The 22,001-nt window shown below is 55.0% G+C and carries 16 protein-coding genes and 1 pseudogene; 3 read left to right on the top strand and 14 right to left on the bottom strand.

Annotated features, from left to right (window positions below; all coding sequences use genetic code 11):
• Positions 1 to 190 precede the first annotated feature (190 nt).
• The 10 genes from V1471_RS18025 to V1471_RS17980 form a co-directional block, all read right to left on the bottom strand.
• Entirely contained in the window at positions 191 to 1,219 is a 1,029-nt protein-coding gene (locus V1471_RS18025) for an IS110 family transposase (protein ID WP_434290580.1), read from the bottom strand.
• Positions 1,220 to 1,572: 353 nt separating this feature from the next.
• Complete coding sequence (locus V1471_RS18020; protein ID WP_434290579.1) at positions 1,573 to 2,172, bottom strand: DUF6990 domain-containing protein; 600 nt, start codon at positions 2,170 to 2,172, stop codon at positions 1,573 to 1,575.
• A 330-nt stretch (positions 2,173 to 2,502) separates the two neighbouring features.
• The gene (locus V1471_RS18015; protein WP_434290578.1) at positions 2,503 to 3,252 is read right to left on the bottom strand and encodes a hypothetical protein; all 750 of its coding nucleotides are present in this window, start codon (positions 3,250 to 3,252) and stop codon (positions 2,503 to 2,505) included.
• Positions 3,242 to 3,778 carry a hypothetical protein gene (locus tag V1471_RS18010; protein ID WP_434290576.1) on the bottom strand — a complete coding sequence of 179 codons (537 nt, stop codon included), beginning with the start codon at positions 3,776 to 3,778 and terminating at the stop codon, positions 3,242 to 3,244. The genes V1471_RS18015 and V1471_RS18010 overlap by 11 nt, the downstream gene beginning before the upstream one ends.
• Positions 3,779 to 3,913: 135 nt before the next feature.
• Positions 3,914 to 4,246: a hypothetical protein gene (locus V1471_RS18005; RefSeq protein ID WP_434290575.1), complete on the bottom strand. Its 333-nt coding sequence runs from the start codon at positions 4,244 to 4,246 to the stop codon at positions 3,914 to 3,916.
• A 5-nt stretch (positions 4,247 to 4,251) separates the two neighbouring features.
• Entirely contained in the window at positions 4,252 to 11,001 is a 6,750-nt protein-coding gene (locus V1471_RS18000) for a filamentous hemagglutinin N-terminal domain-containing protein (RefSeq protein ID WP_434290574.1), read from the bottom strand.
• Between the two features lie 69 nt (positions 11,002 to 11,070).
• The gene (locus V1471_RS17995) at positions 11,071 to 11,514 is read right to left on the bottom strand and encodes a hypothetical protein (RefSeq protein WP_434290572.1); all 444 of its coding nucleotides are present in this window, start codon (positions 11,512 to 11,514) and stop codon (positions 11,071 to 11,073) included.
• The gene (locus V1471_RS17990) at positions 11,514 to 12,398 is read right to left on the bottom strand and encodes a tetratricopeptide repeat protein (protein ID WP_434290570.1); all 885 of its coding nucleotides are present in this window, start codon (positions 12,396 to 12,398) and stop codon (positions 11,514 to 11,516) included. The genes V1471_RS17995 and V1471_RS17990 overlap by 1 nt, the downstream gene beginning before the upstream one ends.
• Positions 12,399 to 12,474: 76 nt before the next feature.
• Positions 12,475 to 14,175 (bottom strand): ShlB/FhaC/HecB family hemolysin secretion/activation protein, encoded by a 1,701-nt coding sequence (locus V1471_RS17985; RefSeq protein WP_434290568.1) that lies wholly within the window; start codon positions 14,173 to 14,175, stop codon positions 12,475 to 12,477.
• Positions 14,175 to 16,706 (bottom strand): filamentous hemagglutinin N-terminal domain-containing protein, encoded by a 2,532-nt coding sequence (locus V1471_RS17980; RefSeq protein ID WP_434290566.1) that lies wholly within the window; start codon positions 16,704 to 16,706, stop codon positions 14,175 to 14,177. Before V1471_RS17980 ends, V1471_RS17985 begins: the two co-directional genes overlap by 1 nt.
• Here V1471_RS17980 and V1471_RS17975 point away from each other — a divergent pair.
• Entirely contained in the window at positions 16,641 to 17,309 is a 669-nt protein-coding gene (locus V1471_RS17975) for an invasion associated locus B family protein (protein WP_434290564.1), read from the top strand. The genes V1471_RS17980 and V1471_RS17975 overlap by 66 nt on opposite strands.
• A 14-nt stretch (positions 17,310 to 17,323) precedes the next feature.
• Positions 17,324 to 17,695: a hypothetical protein gene (locus V1471_RS17970; RefSeq protein WP_434290562.1), complete on the top strand. Its 372-nt coding sequence runs from the start codon at positions 17,324 to 17,326 to the stop codon at positions 17,693 to 17,695.
• Positions 17,696 to 17,779: 84 nt separating this feature from the next.
• On the opposite strand, the pseudogene V1471_RS17965 reads toward V1471_RS17970, so the two are convergent.
• The 4 genes and pseudogenes from V1471_RS17965 to V1471_RS17950 all read right to left on the bottom strand — a co-directional run.
• Positions 17,780 to 18,179, bottom strand: a pseudogene (locus V1471_RS17965) (integrase core domain-containing protein); the annotation flags it as partial.
• Between the two features lie 69 nt (positions 18,180 to 18,248).
• The gene (locus tag V1471_RS17960; protein WP_434290561.1) at positions 18,249 to 19,109 is read right to left on the bottom strand and encodes a hypothetical protein; all 861 of its coding nucleotides are present in this window, start codon (positions 19,107 to 19,109) and stop codon (positions 18,249 to 18,251) included.
• A 299-nt stretch (positions 19,110 to 19,408) separates the two neighbouring features.
• Complete coding sequence (locus V1471_RS17955; RefSeq protein WP_434290560.1) at positions 19,409 to 19,687, bottom strand: hypothetical protein; 279 nt, start codon at positions 19,685 to 19,687, stop codon at positions 19,409 to 19,411.
• A 168-nt stretch (positions 19,688 to 19,855) separates the two neighbouring features.
• On the bottom strand, positions 19,856 to 20,578 hold the full coding sequence (locus tag V1471_RS17950; RefSeq protein WP_434290559.1) for a hypothetical protein: 723 nt from the start codon (positions 20,576 to 20,578) through the stop codon (positions 19,856 to 19,858).
• A gap of 200 nt (positions 20,579 to 20,778) precedes the next feature.
• Between V1471_RS17950 and V1471_RS17945 the strand changes: the two genes are divergently transcribed.
• Entirely contained in the window at positions 20,779 to 21,930 is a 1,152-nt protein-coding gene (locus V1471_RS17945; RefSeq protein ID WP_434290558.1) for an HPP family protein, read from the top strand.
• Positions 21,931 to 22,001: the final 71 nt, after the last annotated feature.

The raw sequence follows: 22,001 nt of genomic DNA, 5'->3' as shown, positions 1-22,001 counted from the left end.
GTATTCGGTCTTTCTTCGGGGCCGTTCGATTTGCCCCTGACCAAGATGGGAAGTCGCGCGTCCTGTGTCTCGTTAGCTCATCGGCACTTCGGGGGCCATGCTCCCCATCAGACTGACAAGACGCCGATCGGTCGTTGGTCCATCTCCTCCTCGCTCGCAGATTCCTTTGTCCGATTGCGCGTTTGCCCTACTACAGGCCGCTCATGGCATTCGGCCGATATCTCTCACCCTTCGTCAGCACAGCCCAGGCAATACGTGCCATCTTGTTGGCCATGGCGACTGCCGCGACGTTCACATGCGCTCGCTCCTTCAGAGCGTCTGCCCAAGCCGTTATTGGCGACGTCCTGTCACGCACGAGATGCAGCACCGTTCGAGCTCCGTGGATGAAGAGCTTACGTAAATATCGATTGCCGTGTTTCGAGATGCCGATCAGCTTGGCCTTGCCACCTGTCGTGACCTGCCGCGGCACCAGACCAAGCCATGCGGCAAGATCACGACCTTTGCAAAAGGAGCTGCCCGTGCCGATGGCAGCCACAAGTGCCGTGGCAATCGTCGGACCGATGCCGGGAATCTCCATCAGCCTCTGCATGTCAGCATCCGTTCTGGCTAGTGCCTTGATCTCGGCATCGATGGCTGCGACCCGATCATTGATCACGTCCAGTTCGGACGCCATATCAGTCACGAGCAGGCGCATTCGGGGTGAAAGATCGTCATTGCCCTCAGCGGTTAATCTGGCCAGCTCCTTTTGAAAGACATGGCGCCCGGTTCCTACCCGGATGCCGCGCTCCATCAGGAAACCGCGACCCTGATTAATCAAGCGCGTCCTGTCTGACACCAGGCGCTCTCGCGCACGATGTAAGGCCTGAAGATCGAGCTGTTCCTCCGATTTGATCGCAACGAAGGACATCGTGGGGCGCGTCGCGGCTTCAGCAATCGCCTCTGCGTCACGGTCGTCGTTTTTGTGGACCTTCACATATGGCCGAACATAGAGCGGCGACATCAAACGAGGCTCATGTCCCTTCTCAAGACAGAAACGCCCGATATGATGCGCCCCGCCGCAGGCTTCCATCGCAACCACGCAGGGCGGCAGCGTAGCAAGAAAGTCCAGCAGCCGATGCCGCTGGAGCCGTTTGCGAAACACAACCGCTCCTGCTTCGTCCAGTCCGGCAAGGCTGCAAACGGTCTTGCCCAGATCAATTCCCAGAACCTTGATGTCCATCTGATGCTCCTCTCTCCACCTATGTCTGCCACGATAGCAGCGTTTGGTGGGAAGGCAGTTCATCCCATTAGCTCAGTTCCGCGCGGTCCAGTCAGGAAGTTGTCCGTCATCTGCTGATACTGCGCCGACGACGTGGCTCCGAAGTCTGCTCCATGGTAATCCCCCCGAGATTTAGGGGGGATTACCATCCCACTCAGCACACTTCCATCATCGACGCGCGGCTTGCCGTGGATTTCGGGAAATAAGGCTGAAGACGCACCATCTGCACATCGGTCAGAAGAGATCAGACATGTTCACGGCTCGTTTTCGGGTGGTGAATCACGCAGTCCACCGGAAATCAATGGACCCTGACCCTAAGTTCGTTCAAGAGCAATATCAACGGCTCGATCAATCATCTCAGGCTTGATCATAGGGACGAAGTTCATGCGCTGCCCTTTGCGAAAGATCTCTTGATAGTCCATCAGCGTGTTGAAATCACCAACGTAGGCAAGGGAAGCCAAATACTTTAGCTGAGCACCGCCGACATCAGGGATGGGGGAGGAAGCAATGCTCCGAATAGTTTGGTTGGGATCTACGCTTCGCCCCCAACCTATTACTTTCTCAATAAGCTTTTCAGCCTGAGCGAATGTAAATTCTTCAGTATCCAACACAAACAAAGAATCTTGCTGATCCGGTGGGTTTTCGATCATCGCTGTAAGCGGCAACCACTTCATGAGCTTGTTTGGTGAAATCCTTTGGCTAATCCCGAAAAGTTCCTTTGAATGCAGAAACCAATTCAGTTCTATCTTCTGTCGGTCCTTCAAGATTATCTCTCGAAGATTCAGAACAATGCACTGATTACCCTCATCTTTTGCAAAACACCGCCCAGCATCGGTTCGGTGCTCCCGCCATTCGGTGGCTAGCAACGCCTGATAGATAGGATAGAACTTCCTAGGTTTGGTATACGTTGTCATTAGTTCACCCCCGGAGCCGTAATCTGATAAACAGGAATGCCGTTCGGATAACCTTGCTGGTTCATGGGCACATTCGGAATAAGGTTATACGCGTTCGCGATCGAAGGGCCAAGAACCGCATCCCCCGTTCCAATCTGCGGATATACCGTCGATTGGTTCGTAGGGTGCAAACGCGCAAACGGACAGATCGTCAACGCATCAGACGGCTCAAAGCATCGTGCTATTCATATGCCAAAGTATCAGGCGGTGGGAGAAGGGGATGAAGGGCAGTGAGGAGTCAAGCTATATAAAAGATTTAGGTCATGGGGCGAGATTCGGAAGTAGCGCTTTCTAGCCAAAAGCAGCTTGCCTAATTCTATCTTGTATAGCTCTATTCTCGTCGCTTTGGAAAACACCAGACGATGCCCTAAGCTTCCAGCAGACATCAAACCGCATAGAGACATCTTTAGGTAACTTCGCAGCAACGGCTTCCGGGGATAAACCAGTTACTTTCCAAAAATTTGCACCAAACCACATATACGCTGCGGAGGCCTCGATATAGCCTTGGCGCAACGCAAAACGCCCCGGGTTGCGACTCGTATCCACGATCTTTTGCTCAAGAGGAAAAGGCAGACCATTAGATTTCATAGGCAAACCAGCCACCGAAAGACCAAGCGCCTTAAATTGCAAAGGGTCATAAATATTCTGTAGATACTCGTATCTCCGATCAACCAGATGAGCCTGCGTAAAACATGGATCAGAAGCAATCGTTTCGGATACCAGCTCGTCGGCAAAATCCGGTGTTAAAATTTTAGATCCACTATCAACCACTATCTGGTCGTAGTTTTGCCCGCCATTTTGCCCGTAGTTAAAGCAAAAATCCGTTCCTGAGACCTCAAAAGAAGAAAAGGTCTCAGAATCCAAAATGCTTTCGATCTTTCCAGCTTTGATGGACGCAATGTTGCGGCTTTCAGAGCGTAATGAAACAAGTACGCTATCAGGCAACGAACCATACAAAAAACGCGACCAAATATCCGAGGCCGGCAATTCCTTTCGCTGCCCAATAATCCACAAGCGACGTTCAAACAGCTCAGAATTCATGAATCACCACCTGCACACCATTGGAAGCGCCATAGTCAACCAACGACTGTGCTGCCCCGGCACCCCCAGGCTGCACTCGAATATCAAGAACTTTGGTTGAATGCAGTGTGGTTGGGCTACTCCACTGTTGCAGTTCATCAATGTGAGAGCGCATAGTGGATTGCCAGCCGCTACCAGTTGTATCAACGGTTTTCAAGCTTACCCATGTTGAACCCTGATTGAAATCCCAAGCTGGTGAATATCCGTTAGATTGAGCGCCAACACGGGGCCAGCCGTTATAGTCTGTTCCGGCCAAATAGTCCTCAATGGCGTTACCACGCTGTATCGCTGTATAGCGCCTCGTGTCCCAATCCCCATCGTTTCCAGTATTTGAGGCAATAGAGGACTGCGCAAACGCCGACACTACCCCTGTAGTTCCCGCACCATCCACAGCGCGCAAGCCACCGGTTTGCGCGAACGCAACATCTGTTAGAGAGAAGATTTCTGCCGGAAGTTGGTGGCGCCCGTGCTGTGAAGGCGAGATCAAGAGATTGGACCGTTAGGGAATGCTCGCTCTCGGGATAGCCCCCCGCAACCAATCCCCCGGTGCGGCGGATGCCCCCCACCCCGAAGATAGCGATAAGCAACAGAAGGCAGCTTTGGATCAGGCGGCGGAGGTAAGTCATGCGGGCCAACGTTCACCAGCTTGAAACCGTTTGTACCAATAATCGCGAGTATGCGGTTCATGGAGACGTTCAAACTCGCGCACAACTGTCTTCAGATCAGCCCCTATATCGATATCAAGGACAAACCACGCCTTCGATAACCTGCCGGTGATATCAAAGAGCACATCGAACCTTTTCTCAGCATCAGAGCGAGAGCCAGCGCCAATCTCTTCAATTTGCCGTTGGCACTCGCGCCTATAGGCCGCAAGGCATTGGTTCACTTTTTCCTTAGCCCGAGCGAATTCGTCCAAACCAGCGTCCATCGTTGCATTCACATCACTAGGGTTCATTGCTGTTACCTCAATGGTTGAATGTGGCCGACTTGGCCGGTGGTTGGATTGTAGATCATTTCTAGCCCCGCCCCCTCATAGCGGAAATATCCTGCAGCTCCTTGAGGATCAGGCATCACCGTTGGCTTGCTGTTCAGGACCTCACGAGCCTGCAAGAAGGGCGCAGGACGCCCGTTGTTGTAAAGATATTCGTAGTACGATTTCGAAAACTTGAAACCATCTGCCGAATAGAATTGGCCATCAAATTCGATGGCTCTTCCCGTATTTGTGGCGGTTGCACGATATTTGATCGCACGGACTAGAGCAATGCCGACCGCACCTTCGAGACCGCCTGCCATGCTGGCCAGTCCTTGCGCGTAGGCCTGAGCGAGGTTCTCCACCTCCTCGCCACCACCTCCCAGCATTTCAAAAAAGGAAAAATGCCCCGAACCATAGACCGCTACCGTGCTCGTAAGTTCGGCAAGTCTGGTCGCTTCGGCTCTGAGTTCCCCGGCAAGAAACTCCGCATTTCTGATGTCACCGTAGTCTGGATTCTCTTTATCCGCGATGATTTCATCTGCAGTGAGCGAAAAAATTTCGACAAGCGCCATCATCCCAGTCAGAAGATCCAGAATGTCTTGGCGATCCGCCTCGCCATAATACTGCGGGACTTCTAGTGCCGCGCGGCTGAACACCATGGCAAGCGTGTTGTTCCCGCCACCGATATCAACAAGCCCATATAAATCAGCGACCTCGATTACGTTGCCTATGTTAATAAGCGAGTTCTGATATTCAGAAGACGATCCTCCCGATAGGTCCCCGAATAGCGTCTGATCCGCAGGAAACGCGCTGGCATGGTTAAGCGCCAAGTTGTCGAGGAATGTTCGTGCGGTCTCATTCTTTTCAATGTTCCGAAAATCATCCGACACACCGCGCAGAGCCTCGGCTGTCAAGATGGCCTTAGCTTCTTCTTCGGTAATTCCTTGCTGCTCAGCGAAAAATTGAGCATTTTCACGAATAAGTTCCGCCTCACTACGATGAAGTTGACGGTTGTTCGCCATTCCTGACTGGGCAACGGAAGAGCCGACACTCACGTTCGAAGGATCCCCTCCCGAAAAGATGAATGCAACGGCAGCTCCAAGGATAGCAGCGTACTGAAGCTGTTGCTCGTCGGTCAAACCTTGGACTGCGTCTGTTCCTGAAAAAGATGCCTGCGCAATCCCACCTGCAGCCCCTGCGGCGCAATCGGCACCCTGGGCTTCGGCGGCTGCGCAGCCAGCGAGCCCATGCAGGAGCACATGGCCAAGCGAGCCCTCGCCGCCGTTGATCGGATTACCGTATTCGTCATTGAATATCCCGCCGATCCCGGTCTGCGCGTCGGCAAGGCCAAGCGCCACGACGGAGTTGATAAACGAGCCTCGGAACGCATCGGCAAAGTCGCCTCCATAGGCCGCTGTCTGGATGCCAGCAGAGAGGCTTGCGTCGAAGGCGCCTTCAAGCAAATTGGCAACGGTAAGGTTAGAGCCGAACACCGAGGCGGTCAGGCTCGGGTCCCAAGCGGAGCCCAAAAGCGTACGCGTGCCCAAGTCATCGACGGCGGCAAAGGCGGCATTGCCCTGCGCTTCGGCCCATTCCGCTTGAGTCTGTCCCGTTGCCTTAAGGTTTATCGACGAAGTCAGATAGCTTGTACCCGCGGAGACCGCAGCGTTCTTGAGGATGTCGCCAAGGTCAAGCTCGCCCGAGACCGTGCCATTTGCAATGCCCACAGTGGTCGAGGCGGCCATGGAAGCGACGGCACGGCCTGCATGGGTCAGCGTGGTGACGCCAGTCGTAGTATTGGTGACCGTCAACCCTGTCACGCGCGCGCTGGTCAGCAGGTTCCCGAATCCAGAGGTCAGCGCGATGGTCAGCACCATCGTGAAAGCGGGCGAGAGCGCCTTGGTTTCGTCGTAGAAATACTCGTCGAGCAATTCCTGATCGAGCAGCACGAGACCAGCCAGTGCTTCGAGTTCTTCAGGGTAAAGTTCTGCTACGCTGGCGCTGGCCTCTTCTGGCGAGCTGTACAGAGTGAGATAGGTATTTCCACCCACAGAAAAACTGATGTCGCCATTGGCATTCAGCGCAGTCAAGACAGCGGTTTCACGATGGGAACGTTCGGTTTCCGTCGTAGCCAGGATCAAGCCTACATTGGACGAAAAGCTCTCTTCTCGCGCAGAATCGATAGCTGCGCGCACATGCAAATCGCCACCTACGTTGAAATTGAGGTTGTTCCCAGCCGCAAGCTGCGCCCCCACCAATTCGGTGTTGCCACCAGAAACAACGTTCAGATCAAGGCCAGCCAAGAGCGAAGACCCGGTATTGGTCGCGTATTCGCGGAAGTTTGAACTGGAAGAGGAGAGCAGGCCGAACAGGTAAGAGCGGCTCGAACGGCGCTGATCGCGATGAACGTCCGTGAAGGCGCCAACAAGGATATCGCCCTGTGTGGCAGATAGATTGATATCCCCGGCCTCGCTGATCAGCGAGCTTCCTGCCGTTATCACGTTACCTTCCTGGGATTCGATATCCATCTGCGCCCCGGAAGTCAGATCGGAGCCGTCATGGGTAACAGTCAGAATCTCGCGGCTGGAACGCTTTTTCCGAAACCAGTTCTTGCTGTAGGAGCGCGAATTGTACTGATAGACTTCCTGTGCAGCCGACAGCATTAGATCGTTCGTTGCGCTCAAGCTCAGCGTGCCATCGGCTTCAATCATAGTTCCTTCGAGGATCATATTATCCCCGGCGAAAGCTTCGAAATCCCCTGCAACCGTCAGGTCGGTAACATGAGGCTGGATGTCGAGCACGTCGGTGCCATTGCGGCTGTTTCCGGTGGAGTAAGCCACTTCAGAGCGGGGGGCGATGAACCCCATATCCCGATTCGATGTCAGGGTTGCGTTGCCGCCCACCGTCCCGACAACACCGCCGAGGATGAGGTTCCCGCTTGTCAAAAGGGCAAAGGCGTCATCTGAGAGACCCTCAATATCAAGGCCTGCACCTGCATGGATGGTCAGATCTCCACCGACATCGAGTGTAGACAGCTCCTGCGAGAGCAGGTGATGGTTCGTATTCCAGCTACCATCTGAAAGCGTACCAACCACGTTGTCGAAGCCTGTCGTCCGGTCATAGGCCCGTGCAGTGGCGCCAATGTCGACATCACCGAGACCACTTGTAATGGTCAGTTTCCCCGCCGTTCGCACCGAAGTACCACGCGTGGTCACATTGCCACCTGCGGTCAGACTTGTGGCGCCGCCGAGCAAGTTCGAACTAAGTTCTGAGCTGAACAGGCTGAGGTCTCCGAGCGTCGACAGCGTGAGTTGTCCATCGGTCGCCAAAAAGGCATCCTGCAGGTGCAGCTCGGTTGCCGATGCGAGGCTCAGCCCGTCGCCATTGGCCACCAGTTGCGTCCAAGGCAATTGCGAAGACACAAGGTTTGCAGTGTTTCCACCGGTGCTGAAATGCCGCGCGGCTGCGGCGAGAAACGCGTCGCGCTCTGCTGTGTCGTCAGACAATGTAGACAATATGTTCGCTGTATTCGCAGAGGAGAGTCCTGAGAATTCCTGGCTTGTCAGGGCTGAGGCGAGCGACGCCTCACCTGCATCAAGACTGCCCTGCGCGACAGCGAGGCCACGTAGCTCAGCAAGTTCAACCTGAGCCTGCAAGGCCGCTTCGGCCACACGCAGCCCATCACTGAGCGCTTGATTTAGCTCAAGAGTCAGGTTTGCGCGTTCTGTTTGAAGCTGAGTACTATCAGCCTCAAAAGCTTGCTTCAACGACGCGATTTCGGCTTCGAAATCGACTTCCGCAAAGGCCGCCGTCGCCTCCAAAGTCGAAAGCTGGAGTTGTGTGGCTGCGGCGTTGACCGTTGAGTTACGCTCCGCCAAGGCCTGCGCATCGGCCTGCTTTTTCAATTGAGCATAATTACGGAGTTTCGCCTCAATGAGCTTGAAACCGGAGAGATGATCGAGACCATATTTGTCTTCGTTTTCTTGAAGCTGGGCTTGATATTCAGCTTCTGCCGCTGCGACAGAATTGTCATAATCTGCATTTGCCTGAACCAAAGCTGCATCCAAAAGGTGCTGCAGATCCTGAGGCGGGGCGTTTAGGCCTGCTTCAAGCACGGCCAGTTCTGTTCGGAACTCGTGGTGCAGATCGAACATCGCAGTCTGGTTGGCCTCCAGTGCTGCCCCCTGCGTTTCCCAGATGGTCTCAAGTGGAGTACGGGCCGCATTTGCTTCTTCCGTCCCGTCACCATCAATGAGTGAGATAAAAGACTGCGCGCCGACCGCCCTAGCAGAATCCTTGATATTTGCACCACTACCTGCCCGTCGCAGAGCTTCCACGGCGGTCAAAAGTTCGTTTTGCTTCAGAAACGCCAGATAATTCGCGGCTATTTCAGCCTCTTCGCCGGAAACATTTGCGCCAAAGAGACCCTCAGCAATCTCGCTGGTGATTTCGACAAGATCAGGGCGTCTATCATCGTTGCGATCAAGATACGCTGGCATTTCGGTATCAAGAACACGAATGCCCCCTTGCAGAGCGACAAGGGACAACTGGTCCTCCGCAAAAATACGCGCTGCGGCCAAACCGATGTCTTTACCTGCCGAAACATATACATTCTGACCCGAAAGCGTCGCAGAGACCGTAGATGCTGCCTCAGTCACGTCAGGAATATGGGATAGTATTGGTGAGCAGAAAATTTCAAAAGCTACGCGATCTTCCATGCAGGAAATCACGTTAGCGCTAAAAATATTCTTTTTCTGCTGCGACTGATCAAAACGTACCTCTCCGGTTTCGTCTGTCGTGAGAGATATAATATCTGCATTGTTATCGGCTGAAACAGACAGTGTGCCGCCAGCAGACAATAGAGAGCCATAAAGCTCGACATTTCGCCCTGCCAACAGATCGACATCGCCAAGCAAAGATACAATCCGCCCAGGCTGGGAAATCACTTCGACCTGCGACAAGACGTACCCCGTATCGGAGCCGAAAACGGAACCGAAATCGATTGGCGTCGTGCTGGTCACCTTGGAGGTCGCAACACTGTTGATGATATCACGCCCTGCCTCAAGCACGAGATGGCCAGCTGCTGCCATATCACTGGCCTCATTGAGGATATCGTTGCCTGCACCGATCCAGAGCGCACCACCGGACAGTATCTCGGCCGTGTGGAAGTCAGTGCGCATGCTGCATTCTTCTCCGCTGCATGCGCTATCTGACAGTAAGGCAAGTGAGCGGTTTATGACATCGACTGCGGCGTCAAGGCGGACATCCCGGGTTCCTGCGATGGCACCGCCCTCATTCAGGATGCTGCCGCCTTCTGAAGTAATAGAGACATTGGTACCCGTCGCGGTGGCCCCTTGTGCGATATACTCCGCCACCAACTCGTGACGGCTGGCCCGGGCGATCATTTCCGCAGCAATATCTGCCTCAGCCCCACCGGCGGCAAGTTGCGCGTAGTAGGCCTGAATATATTGCTGCAGCGCCGGATCGAGAGCCGTATCGTATTCTCCCGCGATCTCGCGCTGCTGACGAACGTCCTCACCCGCAACGACTGTCAGATCGCCGTCGGCCATCAGGAAACCGGTATTCGTCAGCGTGCCCGTGGCAACATCCACGATCACGTTATTACCCGACACCTCGCCCGCGATCACCACGAATTCCTCGCCCGTGATCTCTATATCACCAGCCGTCTCGATCACACGACCATCATAGAGTGTGAAAGCCCGGCCATTGATCGTGACATCGCCACCGGCCGTGATCCCGCCATATTGGCGCAGTTCAGCCCCTGCGAGCGACGCAGATGTGTCGACTTTAATATCTTTGTAAAAGAGATTGCCTCCGGATGCGGCGTTTAGTGAACGCCCATCTGTGAACCCATAGAGATTGACCCCCTGTCCCGTTTCCGGATTGCGCACGATCACATCTCCGCCGGTCAGACTGCCGCCTTCACTTGCGTCAATGGCAAAAGGCGAAGTCTTGGCGGTCGTGCTCGGAGCAGCCACGATGGGAGAGGCCGACAGATCGGCCCCGTTCAGCCCCTGCACGCGCTGTGCGCCCCCGGAAACCAGAAGATCATTCCCGGCTTCCTGACCGGAGGCCACAACCGGCCCCGTCAAAATGACATGCCGCCCGATGATCCCGCCCTGCGTACCGGGCTGGAACCCATCCGGCCCGATTGTCACGGTACCCTCCGTCACAGACAGATCAACACGGGAACCGCTCACAATCGGCCTGCCCGTCGTTAGAGTTGAACTGCTCGTGTTTAAGAACGCGCAACCATTGCAGACGATCCCGTTGGGATTGGCGACGATCACAGCCGCCTTTTTCCCGAAGACCTCTGCTGTGCCAGTCATCGTTGAGGGAGAGCCCCCCGTTATCTCTGCCACAATCGTGTTCGCCGGCCCCGACACCATCAGGTTCGGGTTGGCGGTGACATTCTGGCCAATAATGCTCACACCGTTCGAAGTGGAGTTGTTCAGAATGAGGCCGTCCACTCCAACATTCAAATCCGAGAACTGATTGAGCGACACACCACTCTGTGGCGTAGCAATATCTATTTGTGGAGTGCCGTTGCTCGTTTGTAAAAATGATGTACCCGGCGCCGAAGGGTCCACGATAATGTTCTGTGCAAAGGAAGCTGAAACCGAGCTGACAACAATCGCGGCCGACGAGACAAGGGTCACAAACCCATGGAAGGTCTTGCGAATACGCGCTTGACTTCGCTTACTCAAACTCATCATGTCACTGTTCCTTGCATACTATATTTTTGCGACTTGGCCACTCAATCTGATCTCTTCAATCCCGGGAGATTACTCCGCTACAATGGCTCGCATCTTAGCCACCTTCGGTGCCGCTTCCGTAGCAAAACGGTGTGTAAACTCAACCTTGCCCACCAAAACACCAAATCCAACGGCGCAGCTGACATACGTCGTCTTGCCGTTCGGAACATCCACGTTGATTGATCTTTCTTTGAGAGTTGCACCGCTCACACGATGCGATCCGGGCAAAACTGCGACAGTTGTCGCAGTTCCTGGCGTGCAAGTGGCAACATGTTGGCCGTCGACATACACTTTGGGCTGGATCAGCAAACCAGAGTAATCGTCCCGGAAAATAACCAACCTCGTCTGACCATCAGGGCTTGACGCATAGACATCCTCCTCGCCTAAAGGGGATTGCTGGGAAGTATCGCAGCCTGCAAGAACAAAAAGGCCCAACCCCATCAAGACGGTCTTGAGAGAACACCTCATGATCATTACCCCTCCTCGCTTATCTTTTCTTTCGGAAGCTCTACTGGTCGCCACGCCTGAGCTCGTTCCTGCGCTAAAGCGACGTCCTCTGCGCTCATCCCCGCCTCGACAGCAGCCCGGGCAGCTGCAGCCCGCGGATGGCCCAGCACGGCTGCCAAGTTGAAGTTCTTATGCGCCTCGATCAGGTCTGCATCGCCTGCGAGACCGGCTGCCTGTAACTGCGCCAGAGCAAAAAGCCCCGCCCGATCACCACGATTAGCCGTGTGTTCCAGAAGCGACATCGCAGCAGGAATATCCTGGGCCACATATTTCCCTTCAATCAGCGCAGCCGCTCGGGCATTCATCGCGCCTAAATGCCCTTGATCGCCAGCCTTAGCGAACCAGTCATAGGCAAGGTCTTCATCCTTACCTGTGCCGACGCCTTCTCGCAAAACTGTTCCGCAGTTAAAAGCGCCATTTGTATCGCCCAGTTCAGCCGCCGCACAAACGAGACGCGCACCTTCCTCATAGTTCTGCAGAACACCTAAACCCTGAATATGTAATACGCCCAATCGGTTCATCGCCTGTGCCGAACCGAGTTCACTGGCAACTCGATAAAGCGCCACAGCGGCCTTCGGATTGGCGATACCTCCGATACCTAGCTCCAACATGCGGCCAAGATAGAACGCACCATCCGCGTCGCCATCGTCAAAGGCCTCTTGAAACGCCGCCGCGGCGCCGGCAAAATCCTGCGCGTTCAATGCCACAAGGCCTTCCTGCACATGCACTCCGTCTTCCTGAGCAGAAAGTTGAGAAGCAAGGACGAAAAGAGCGCAAAAGGCCAAAGGCAATACGCTAACCAGACGTGTCTCTCTATAAAAAATCAAAAGATTCAACAATTTCTTAGCCATCAATCATACAATCACTAGATAACAAGCCTGTGAATTGCCTGTCGAGTCGTTTCTTTCTCACTCTGCTACTTCTCCCTCAGAACGCCTTTAGCGTCAGCCCAATATGGGCTTGTACGTCTCCTGCATATTGGCCGCCCGCCTCCAGAAGCGGCACCGCAATACCACCGTTGATCGTTGTCTTGCCAATTTGGGCAGAAACCCCGAAACCTGCACTAAAAAGGGTCTCGCGCTGCTCTGTCGCGCGCGCATACACATGGCCTGCATCGACAAATGCAAACGAGCGAATTCCACCCTGAGCTTTGCGCAAAGGGTTCAACCAGGCCTCTCCGAGAGGCTCACCCCATTTTCTCAGATCGAGCTCGACGGTCGGAAAACTTAGCTCCGTACGCATATACACACCGTTGTCACCTGCTACGCTGAACCCAGCATAACCACGCACGCTGTCCCAGCCTCCAATTGAGAACTGCTCATTGCCATAAAGAGTACGGTTGGCCAGTTGAGCCGCCATCGACATCGATAATTGGTGCCCATTCTCGAAGGGGCGGATATAGGTCAGACGAGTTTCCAGCTTGGTGAAATCGGCATGCGGACTTCCTGCATGCAAGTCTGACGCATCCCAGTCAGCGCTCAAGAAACGGCTTCCGAACGACAGAAATGTGTCGGCCGAGAAGACAGACTTATCCAGACGATGCTCGTGGCGCAGGCCAAACCGCAGGGCCGATCGGTGTTGAGGTGTCAGCGAGACGATATTGATATACCGTTCGTTCCAATAGCTGGAGAGTGTGCCATAAACGAAGTATTTGGATCGCGCATTTCGATACAAGAGACGCTCTGCCGTCAGATTGACGCTGGCGGTTTGAGCAAACAGATCCGACATGGCAGCGACCGGCGTCAGTTCTTCGGAATAGGAACCGTTCAAAGCGAAGAGCCATCTCCGGTATGGCGCAGCAATCCCGAAGGCGAGCGCATTACTGTTCTTCGCACCCGAATAGCTCAGGGACCAGCTGTCGTTGAGGCGCAAAAGATCGTCGGCTTCAATTCCGAAACTCACCTGTGTTCGGCCCGTAACCTCGCTGCCGCGGGTGTTTACCCCAATCGTGCCACGCACAGAATCCGTCTTGGTTTCCGTCAGCACGATCCGACTGGTACCCGGTGCCCCCCCCGCCGTGAGATTGGCGTTAACTTCGGAAGAACGAAGGCGGTTCATCTGTTCAAGCCCATGCTCCAAATCGCGGAGCTGGAAGACCGCGCCCGGGCGCTGCGGCAGAGCGGAGGAGATTTTGCGCTGTGGTCCGGCCCGACGGGTACCGTCCCCGTCTACCTGTTGGTAACCATAGGCTTCTATGCGCCCTTCAAGCACTTCAATGGTCAGGCGTCGGGAACTGAGGTCCTGCGCCGGCACATAAGCTCGCGTGGTTATATAACCCGCATCGGCATAAAGCGCAGTGATCTGCGACAGCAAATTGGAGATGCTGACTTGCCCAAGGCATTGGCCCGAAAAAGCGGTAAGAATTGGCGCGACATCTGCCTCTGTGTAGATGGTAACCCCTGTTATCGTGATTGCATCAATGGGAAAGCAGGGTGTTTCAATCACCGGACCCTTTGCATCTGGTGTGGTGATTTCCTGACCTGCCGGAGTGTGAGCAAGCTCTTCCATCTGGCGCTGGCGACGTTCTTCCTCAAGAAGACGCTCGCCCGCATCGCCTTCCTGAGCTACGGCTTGCTGGCAGGTTGCCGCAAGCGCGGAGGCAATCAAAATTGTTCGCAACGCGCACATCAGTCAAAGACATTCCAAACAAGACCTATGGGGCGGCGCTCGAAGAATTCGGGCAGCGTGGGTGGGGCAGATTCGATACGGGTTCCAGCAATAATCACTTCACCTGCAGCAAAGAGATCCGCCTCACCGAGATTGGCATCTCCGTTGATGGAGATGTCCCCGCCAGTGCTTTGCAAGCTCCCAAAACTGTAGCCCCCCGTGAGATAGCCTCGGTGACCATGGAACCAGCCAGTTAAGCCTACCGGGTGCTCGATCAACAGCGGCGAAAAAGCCGGCACAAACTCAGTGACCGGGGCCGTAATGGAAATCCCCCCCGCACCGCTCAATGTGCCCGCAAGGCTACTGACTTTTTCCTCTGCTGTGATGGTAAGCGTTTGAGAAGCAGTTATCGAACCTCCCACGAAACGCAAGTCCGAGTTTCCTGACGTGCGACAAAACCATTTACAGTTCTGGCGGAAATCCACGTGTCCAACTTGGCGGGCCTCGCTGCTGACAACACCGCTGGCGTCCAGCCTCACATTGGCGCCGGAGATATCAGCCCCTATACTACGAATGTTTTGTGCAGCAAGTGATACATCCCCAATACCGAGAATAAACGATTGCTCACCAAGAACGGCTTGGTCACCAAAATCTGCAGACACTTGGGTGCTACGTGCGCGCTTCAAAAAAAGCGACTCGGCAAAGCGGTGTCCTTTGCTACGCGTCACACTCAGAGGTACCACATCTTCGGTAAATAAGGTCTCATTGAAAATATCCCCCCCAGCCTGAATGGTGATCCCTGAATTGGAAAAAAGCCGACCGGTCTCGTTGTGCAGATCACCGCCCGTCTCGATATGGAGGTCGTCTTGATCACCAAAGACCACGGCCAACCGGTCAACTGTGAGGCTGCGGTTCAGCAGCTCTTCCGCAGCATAGATCGTCATGCCTCCCAGCGATTCCGGGTCACTCGAGGTGGTTGTTTTGCCTTGAAGCAGGCTGCCGTAGTTCAAGATATCCCCTTCGCTCGCCCGCATAGTGAACCCGCCTTCAGCGGCAATTAATTCGCTGCGCTCTTCATCTGGGTCTTCCGACCCAAAACGCAAATCCGTCGCATCAAGGCGGATATCGCTTCGCGCCGTCAGTGCCGCAGCCTCAAAGCTAAGTTCGGAATTAGAAAATACCCGCAAATCGCCACCGACTTCACCAGAGACTTCCGAGAAGTTCACGGACCCGCCCGCAGTCACGCGCAAATCGTCTGAACTCGACACGGTCATCCCCTCAAGGTTGATCGCCCCATCGGCAATTAGCACCACGTTGCTGGCATTCTGCGTATTGAGAATCTCGCCCGCCTCGGAAACCAGTTCTGTTCCCTGGTCCACTTTTTTTGATGACGTGATGTTGCCAGTTGCCGAAATCGTTACGCCTCCCGAGGAGACCAGATTATCGGAAGAAATGATCCGGCCTGCGACTCGCGCCTGCCCGAGCTCTACATCCCCCGCCAGCGCCACGAGCGTGACGCCGCTTTCCTCGGATGTGATCTCGGCCCGCTTGGTCGCGCGGGACGTCAGGGCGACATTTCCTGCCGCAACATTCACCGATCCCAGCGCCTCAATCCGACCGCCGGAAACTTCCAGCAGCCCCGAGGAAGTCAGCCGAAACCCGCCTACTGCTGCCAATTGATCACCAGAGAAGCGCACACCCGCCCCCTGATCGGTAACCGTGACGCTAATCCTGCCTGCAGATACCGCGCCATTCCCAGTGATGTCTACAATCACCGCATCTCTTGCCACCGCGCCCCGGTTCGTGACCTGCGCCCAAGGCAGTTGGCCAGTCCCGTCTTGGCCAAAGCCCCCACGCAACCGGTCCAAGCTCACCGTGCTTTCGCCTGTGATCATGTTGAGATGAGAAGCCGCACCTGGCAGATCATAACGCAAAGCCCCGTCAATCTTCAGAGAGCGTGAAACCAGTGCGAGTTCTTCCATCGTACCACTGAGACCATGCGGGCCGATTTCGATCACGCCACTGCTCACGCGCGTTACAACCTGATTGTCAGGGTCACGTCCCAATGCACCAGTGGTGACCGCCACATTGCCCGTGTTCTGGAACCGCCCACCATTGACTATGATCCCATTGGGATTGGCCAGGATCACATCTGCCTTAGGACCAATCACAGTCAGTGGCCCTTCAATATGGGTTGTCTGTGTCGAGGTCACCTCATTGACAATGGTACCGGCTTGAACGCTCGTATTGTTGAGATTGACCCCGCCCGCTGGCACGGAAAACGCTGAATAGGTATTGTGGCTGATGGACGCGGTATCAGCCGGCGCGATATCCACAGTGACAAGACCTGCCGACCCGATAGTGATCCCGGTCGCTGTGCCGCCATCGGAAACAACAACTTGAGCCATCAACGCAGAAGGGGCACAGAGCATGGCAAGGCTGGCGAACGCCGGCACAGAAGGGCGAAGTGCGCAAGCTCTGTCTCCATGACCTTCGGAGATGAGCCCCAAAACACGCCCCACTCCCATCACACAACCGACACAGCAAATCATCTGGCCACACCTATCAAAAACAGTTATCGAAACTCAGTCTTTCTGTTACACTTTAAAAGAGCATTCAAGGTGATACTTTCCGTACAGAGCATTCAAATAAAATGTTTACCCCGTGTAGTGGCACTAACCTGCGCCGTGCTGTGCAACACTACAGGGGCGAGTTCAGAGGACATCTCCTCCGCGCACAATTCCGTAGTGCAAACCACACCTGCTCTGGTCTTCACGAATTGGCAAGTCACTTGTGAGACAGATCAACCCTGTCGCATGTCACAAACCGTAGCGCAGACAACAACTGCCCGTGCGATACTCCAAGCGAAAATTTTCAAGGGGGAAGACCCGACGCTTCTGGTAAGCTTTCCGCTCGGCATTCTTCTGAGCACGGGCTGGCGCTATCGCATTGACGGGGGATCTGAGGCCATTCTGCCTTTTGAAATTTGCGACAACACCGGATGCCATGCAGGTGTCAAACTCACACCAAACCTCATCAATGCGATGAAGCATGGCAATGAAATGAAAGTTACCTTCTTCGATGCAGCGCAAGCCCCGGTTGAGCCTGTCCTGTCATTGACGGGCTTCACCAAGGCCTGGGAGGCTTTGGAATGAACTGGGGGTGCTCAATGTACTCGCATCGTATTCATGCGGGGCTATTTGTGGGCGCTCTGCTCATTCTCGCCGCCTGCGAAAACCCGAAGATGACCGCCACGCGCCAAAGCCAGTTCAACGGCAAGACTCTTGATGAGGTGATTACTGTCATCGGCCCGCCAACAGAACGATCACGGAGCGAAGCCATTTGGTCCTTCCGGGAGACCTACGTTTTCCATTCTCCGAACACTGTCCTGATCGACAACAAGCTGGTGACCATTGGTACAACGCCTCATGAAGGCGTGCGGACTTGCACCTTTCGCGCAACTCTTGCACAGGGTCGCGTGGCAGCAAGCACCTATCGAGGCAACGGGTGTATGCGCTATGCGCCAAAGCCGTCCGAGTGAACTCCAGGATTGTAATATCAACGGAATACACGGCCCTAGATTGCTTGAACCGTCACGGGTTTGCCGGAGGCAGGTTGATGTAAGTTACGCGGCCATGGTCTGAGTTTCCAGAGCTGCGTAGTAGTTTGCCGCGGCCTCTGCTGGCGGGATGTTTCCGATGGGTTCCAGCAGTCGGCGGTGGTTGAACCAGTCGACCCATTCGAGTGTGGCGTATTCCACGGCGTCGAAGCTGCGCCATGGGCCACGGCGGTGAATGCCTCGGCCTTGAACAGGCCGTTGATCGTCTCAGCAAGCGCATTGTCGTAGCTGTCTCCGACGCTTCCCAAAGAGGCTCAATGCCTGACTCCGCCAACCGTTCGGTGTAGTGAATTGACAGGTATTGCGACCCGCGATCCGAATGATGCACCAGCCCTGATCCGGGTTGGCGCTGATGAACAGCCTGTTCCAGAGCATCGAGCACGAAACTTGCATTGGCCGTCCGGCTCTCCCATGAGTTCGTCGCCGGTGTGTGACGTTCATCACCATGTTGATGCTCTTTTGAGGAAGTGGAAGTTCAAAGCGGCGGTATGTTTCCCGTCGCAGTGTCTCCAAAGTTCGGCCGTTGATATTGCGCACTTCTCAGGTCTTGATCAAAGCGACCGAGGTTCAAATCGAGTGCCAACAATAGAGCTTCTGCCGCACGAACGAAGTTGCTCGTGTTTTTGACAGGATTGCTGTGAAAAACCTCATTTCTGACAAGGCGCACTTTCTCCAAGTTTTCGAGCGTGCTCGTTTTGGAGATTCTTTGCCCTAACACGATTTGGTTGCTGAAAATGGAGGAAGCATTACTCCAATCATCATCAAAGAAGAAACTGAGCTGACCAAACGCCAGATGGTAAAAGAAGCGCCCTTTGTTCTCCTGACGGCGGAGCGAAGTGAAATTGTCTGGATCCGCTGCCAGTTTGTCAAAAACTCGTAGCAGCGTTGTAGCGAATTTCACGCCAAGCCTCTTCCCGTTGATGAACTCCAGGCGCTGCCCGCGAAGCCCTTCTTTTAGATACCAGGCTTCCAGCTTCTTCCACCAGTCTTCCGCTCCGAAATAACTGTGGTAGTAATTGGTTAGTGCTGCGCGATATGCATTCTCTGTGGAGAAGATAAGGGGATACAGGGCTGCCATTTCTTTCGTTTTGCGCGCATATATCGAGTGAATGAGGCGCCTTTGCTCCGTAGCATGCCGGGTAGAGCTGTGTTTTGTGATTGTTGCTTCGAGTATCGAATCCCTAAGAAGGGTCGGGTGTAGGCGCGTGGCATCAAGCTCAAACTCTGCCACTTGGCGAGGCGTGGCCACGAATGACACATATTCTGCCAGAGCCTCCATGATATCGACTTGACGCTTCAAAATGCTGTCGGTGCCTGGATAAGGTTCGCTCGTCATTACTCAGTTTGTTCTTGTGTTCTTAATATTTGGGCCGTATGCTCGTTGTACTCGCTTGGTGGCTTCACAAGGTGTGGCGTGTCGGGAGACCGGGGCCAAGAGAGTCTAAACTTTCAGGCGCAGCTTATGCTGCGCCTTTAGTGTTTTCATGGAACTCAGGTGGATACAAGCTCAACTCGCTGGCTTCCTAGAGGAAGTAGAATCTTTCAGAATCCTGTTGGATTTTGCTTCCATGAACGGCGTTCAAAGCAGTCGATAATTTCACACACGATGTTTTGAACGACACCGTCTGGTAGCTTTCACGCGTCGAACTCAGTCATCCGATACCGTTGGCTAAAAGCGGAAACGAGCCTCACAATCTGCGATCTTCGCTGTCTTTGTTCAGCAAAGAGGTCATGATTTTCAGAGTTCATTATTTCATGGTTGTTGGCGAGGAACTGCATGATCAACATGTCGCTGCTGGCGTAGAAGCTGCTAAATCCGGCGATGTGGATCGGCTGAGATACGTGATTGGTCAAATGATGAACAACAGGGTATCCACCGGTGCTGATGCAGCCGACATTGTTGATCTGGCTCATCTTTTGAGCTCTTGAACTGATCTGACCTATCTGAAAGATCGGAGGGCCATCGTGACACGATCCGACAACGACATGGATGCTGAGAACACGGCGCAGACGAGCCTGATGCTCTATGACTGATCCCAGCTCCGCAACAAAAGGCTCGCCGAAATGGCGGGCCTTGATCTCTCAGCACCTTACCGCCGGCCTCACCTCCCGATCAGTCTCCAGCCGAAGCGCCTCCCTCCAAAGCGCCGTCTTGAAACACATCCAGTCCCGCCGGCTACCGCCCTCAACCTCATGGACCGAGATCAGCCCGGCCCATTCCAAAGGCTTCAGAACGTAGCTGGAGAACGCCGCGAGTTCCCGCCATCCTGCATTATCCCAATCCGGCCCATCCCCATAGAACAGACCATACAGCTGCCTCTCCGTCAGCCCCTGCTCCAGTTCGACATTCATCACGTTGAGCCAGACATCCCATGTCCCGAAAGGGCGCTCGTCCAGGCGGCCATATGAAGTGTGGTCAACCTCCAGCAGGAAGAACGGGATCAATTCGCCGAAGAGTACACCGGGGGTTGTTAGGAGGTCCTTCCCCTTCCTCGTCAGAAGAAACTTGCCCTTGTAGTTACGCCCGAGCTTCCGCTGCAACAACAAGAAATGCACAATCTGGATCGGCGGAAACTCGTACTCGTTGACCACCTTGCTGACTTTGAAGGCCTTCTCCGGCCCGTATCCCGGCCAGTCGACATGCTCCAGGGCCCAATGGACGAACTTGCGCTGAAATGCCTTCGTGGAGGTCAAGCCGATGCCATTGTTCTCGGCGGCATACTGCATGGTGCGGTGCGCAGCCCGAAGCAACGGAGACAACTGCAGGGCGGGCTCGACGTCAGTGAGTTTGCGAAATTCGATCATGGACCGATTTTGTCATCGGCGACAGAAGCTGACCAGACACTTTCCCAAGCATATCTTCACCTCGCAGGGGGGAGTATCGCCCGCACTCCATCACAATAGCCTGATCATACGCCCTGTTTCATTTAAGGGCCCTACAGGTTGACCTTTTTGCAAGCTGGTGAAAATTTCAGCAAAAATTCCCGTAGAGGCATCGCATTGCATTGCATATTCTGAGATCTCTCGGCCCGGCTGTGGCCCATGTACCAGCCAGAGAGGCGCTACGCGCGGGGCTTGGTGCGCTCATCGGATTGGCGTTGACTGGACTGTTCCTCTTGTCGCCCGTCGTAGATCTGGACCTCGGCCTCTATCTCGTCGCACCCTTCGGTGCCTCGTCAGTTCTGCTCTTCGCCGTTCCAAACAGCCCCCTAGCGCAGCCGTGGTCTGCCATTGTCGGCAACACAGTTGCGGCCCTCGTCGGGGTTGCGGTCTGCCTTTTGGTGAAAGATCCCGCCTTGCGCATCGCCCTTGCCGTCGGACTGGCCATCACGGCGACCATCCTGTGTCGCGCAATCCATCCGCCCGCCGGAGCCGTGGCCATGACCGCGGCCATGTCACCAGACGCCATCGCGCATCTGGGGTTCTGGTTCGCCCTGACACCGATCGCGGTTGAGACAATATCGCTGGTCCTGCTGGCAACCGTCTATGCCCGACTGACAGGTCGCCACTACCCGTTCCGGCAGTTCGATGACCCAAGCAGCCACGGCACACGAGATCGCAATCCGATGGAACTTCTCGGGCTTTCGGAAGAGGAGCTAACAGGTATCCTTGAACGCTATCGGCAATCATTCAACCTCGGGGTCGAGGATCTTGCCCGACTGATCGGAGCCGCCGAGCTTCAGGCCGCAGCACAGTCTTCGGGTCCGTTGACTGCGCAGGATATCATGTCGCGCAACCTCGTCACCGTCTCCCCTGAAACCCCACTTGGCGAGATCGCCGATCTGTTCCGGCAGCATCGTTTCACATCTCTGCCGGTCGTCGGGACGGAACAGACCTTCCAGGGTGTGATCTTCCAGATGCACCTTATCAGCCAGGCCCGCGATGATGCCTTGCGCCTCGACCGAGGCTTTGGCGCTGCCTTCCGCCGTTTGCTGGACCGGAGTCGGGAAAAACCCGTGACGGCAGCTGACATCATGAGCGTCGCCGGGCCGCGCGCCACCACCGGCACCCCGATCGGGGCGTTGCTGCCCATGATGGCAGAGGGAGATACAGACGCCGTTCCTGTGCTCGAGTACGGAAAGATCGTTGGCATTGTCACGCGGACCGACCTGGTTGTGGCGCTGGCCCGGCGTGCGGCGCGCACCAAGGCCAAGTGACGGACCTGCTTACAGGGTCACAAAGTTGTCTGATCCTCTATCTCAATGCCGTAGGCCACTCGGGGAGGCCA

The organism is Celeribacter sp. SCSIO 80788, assembly GCF_051054295.1.
In the GTDB taxonomy this organism is placed as follows: domain Bacteria; phylum Pseudomonadota; class Alphaproteobacteria; order Rhodobacterales; family Rhodobacteraceae; genus Celeribacter.
The sequence above is the reverse complement of the archived record's forward strand: the minus strand, read 5'-3'. Positions and strand labels throughout refer to the sequence as shown.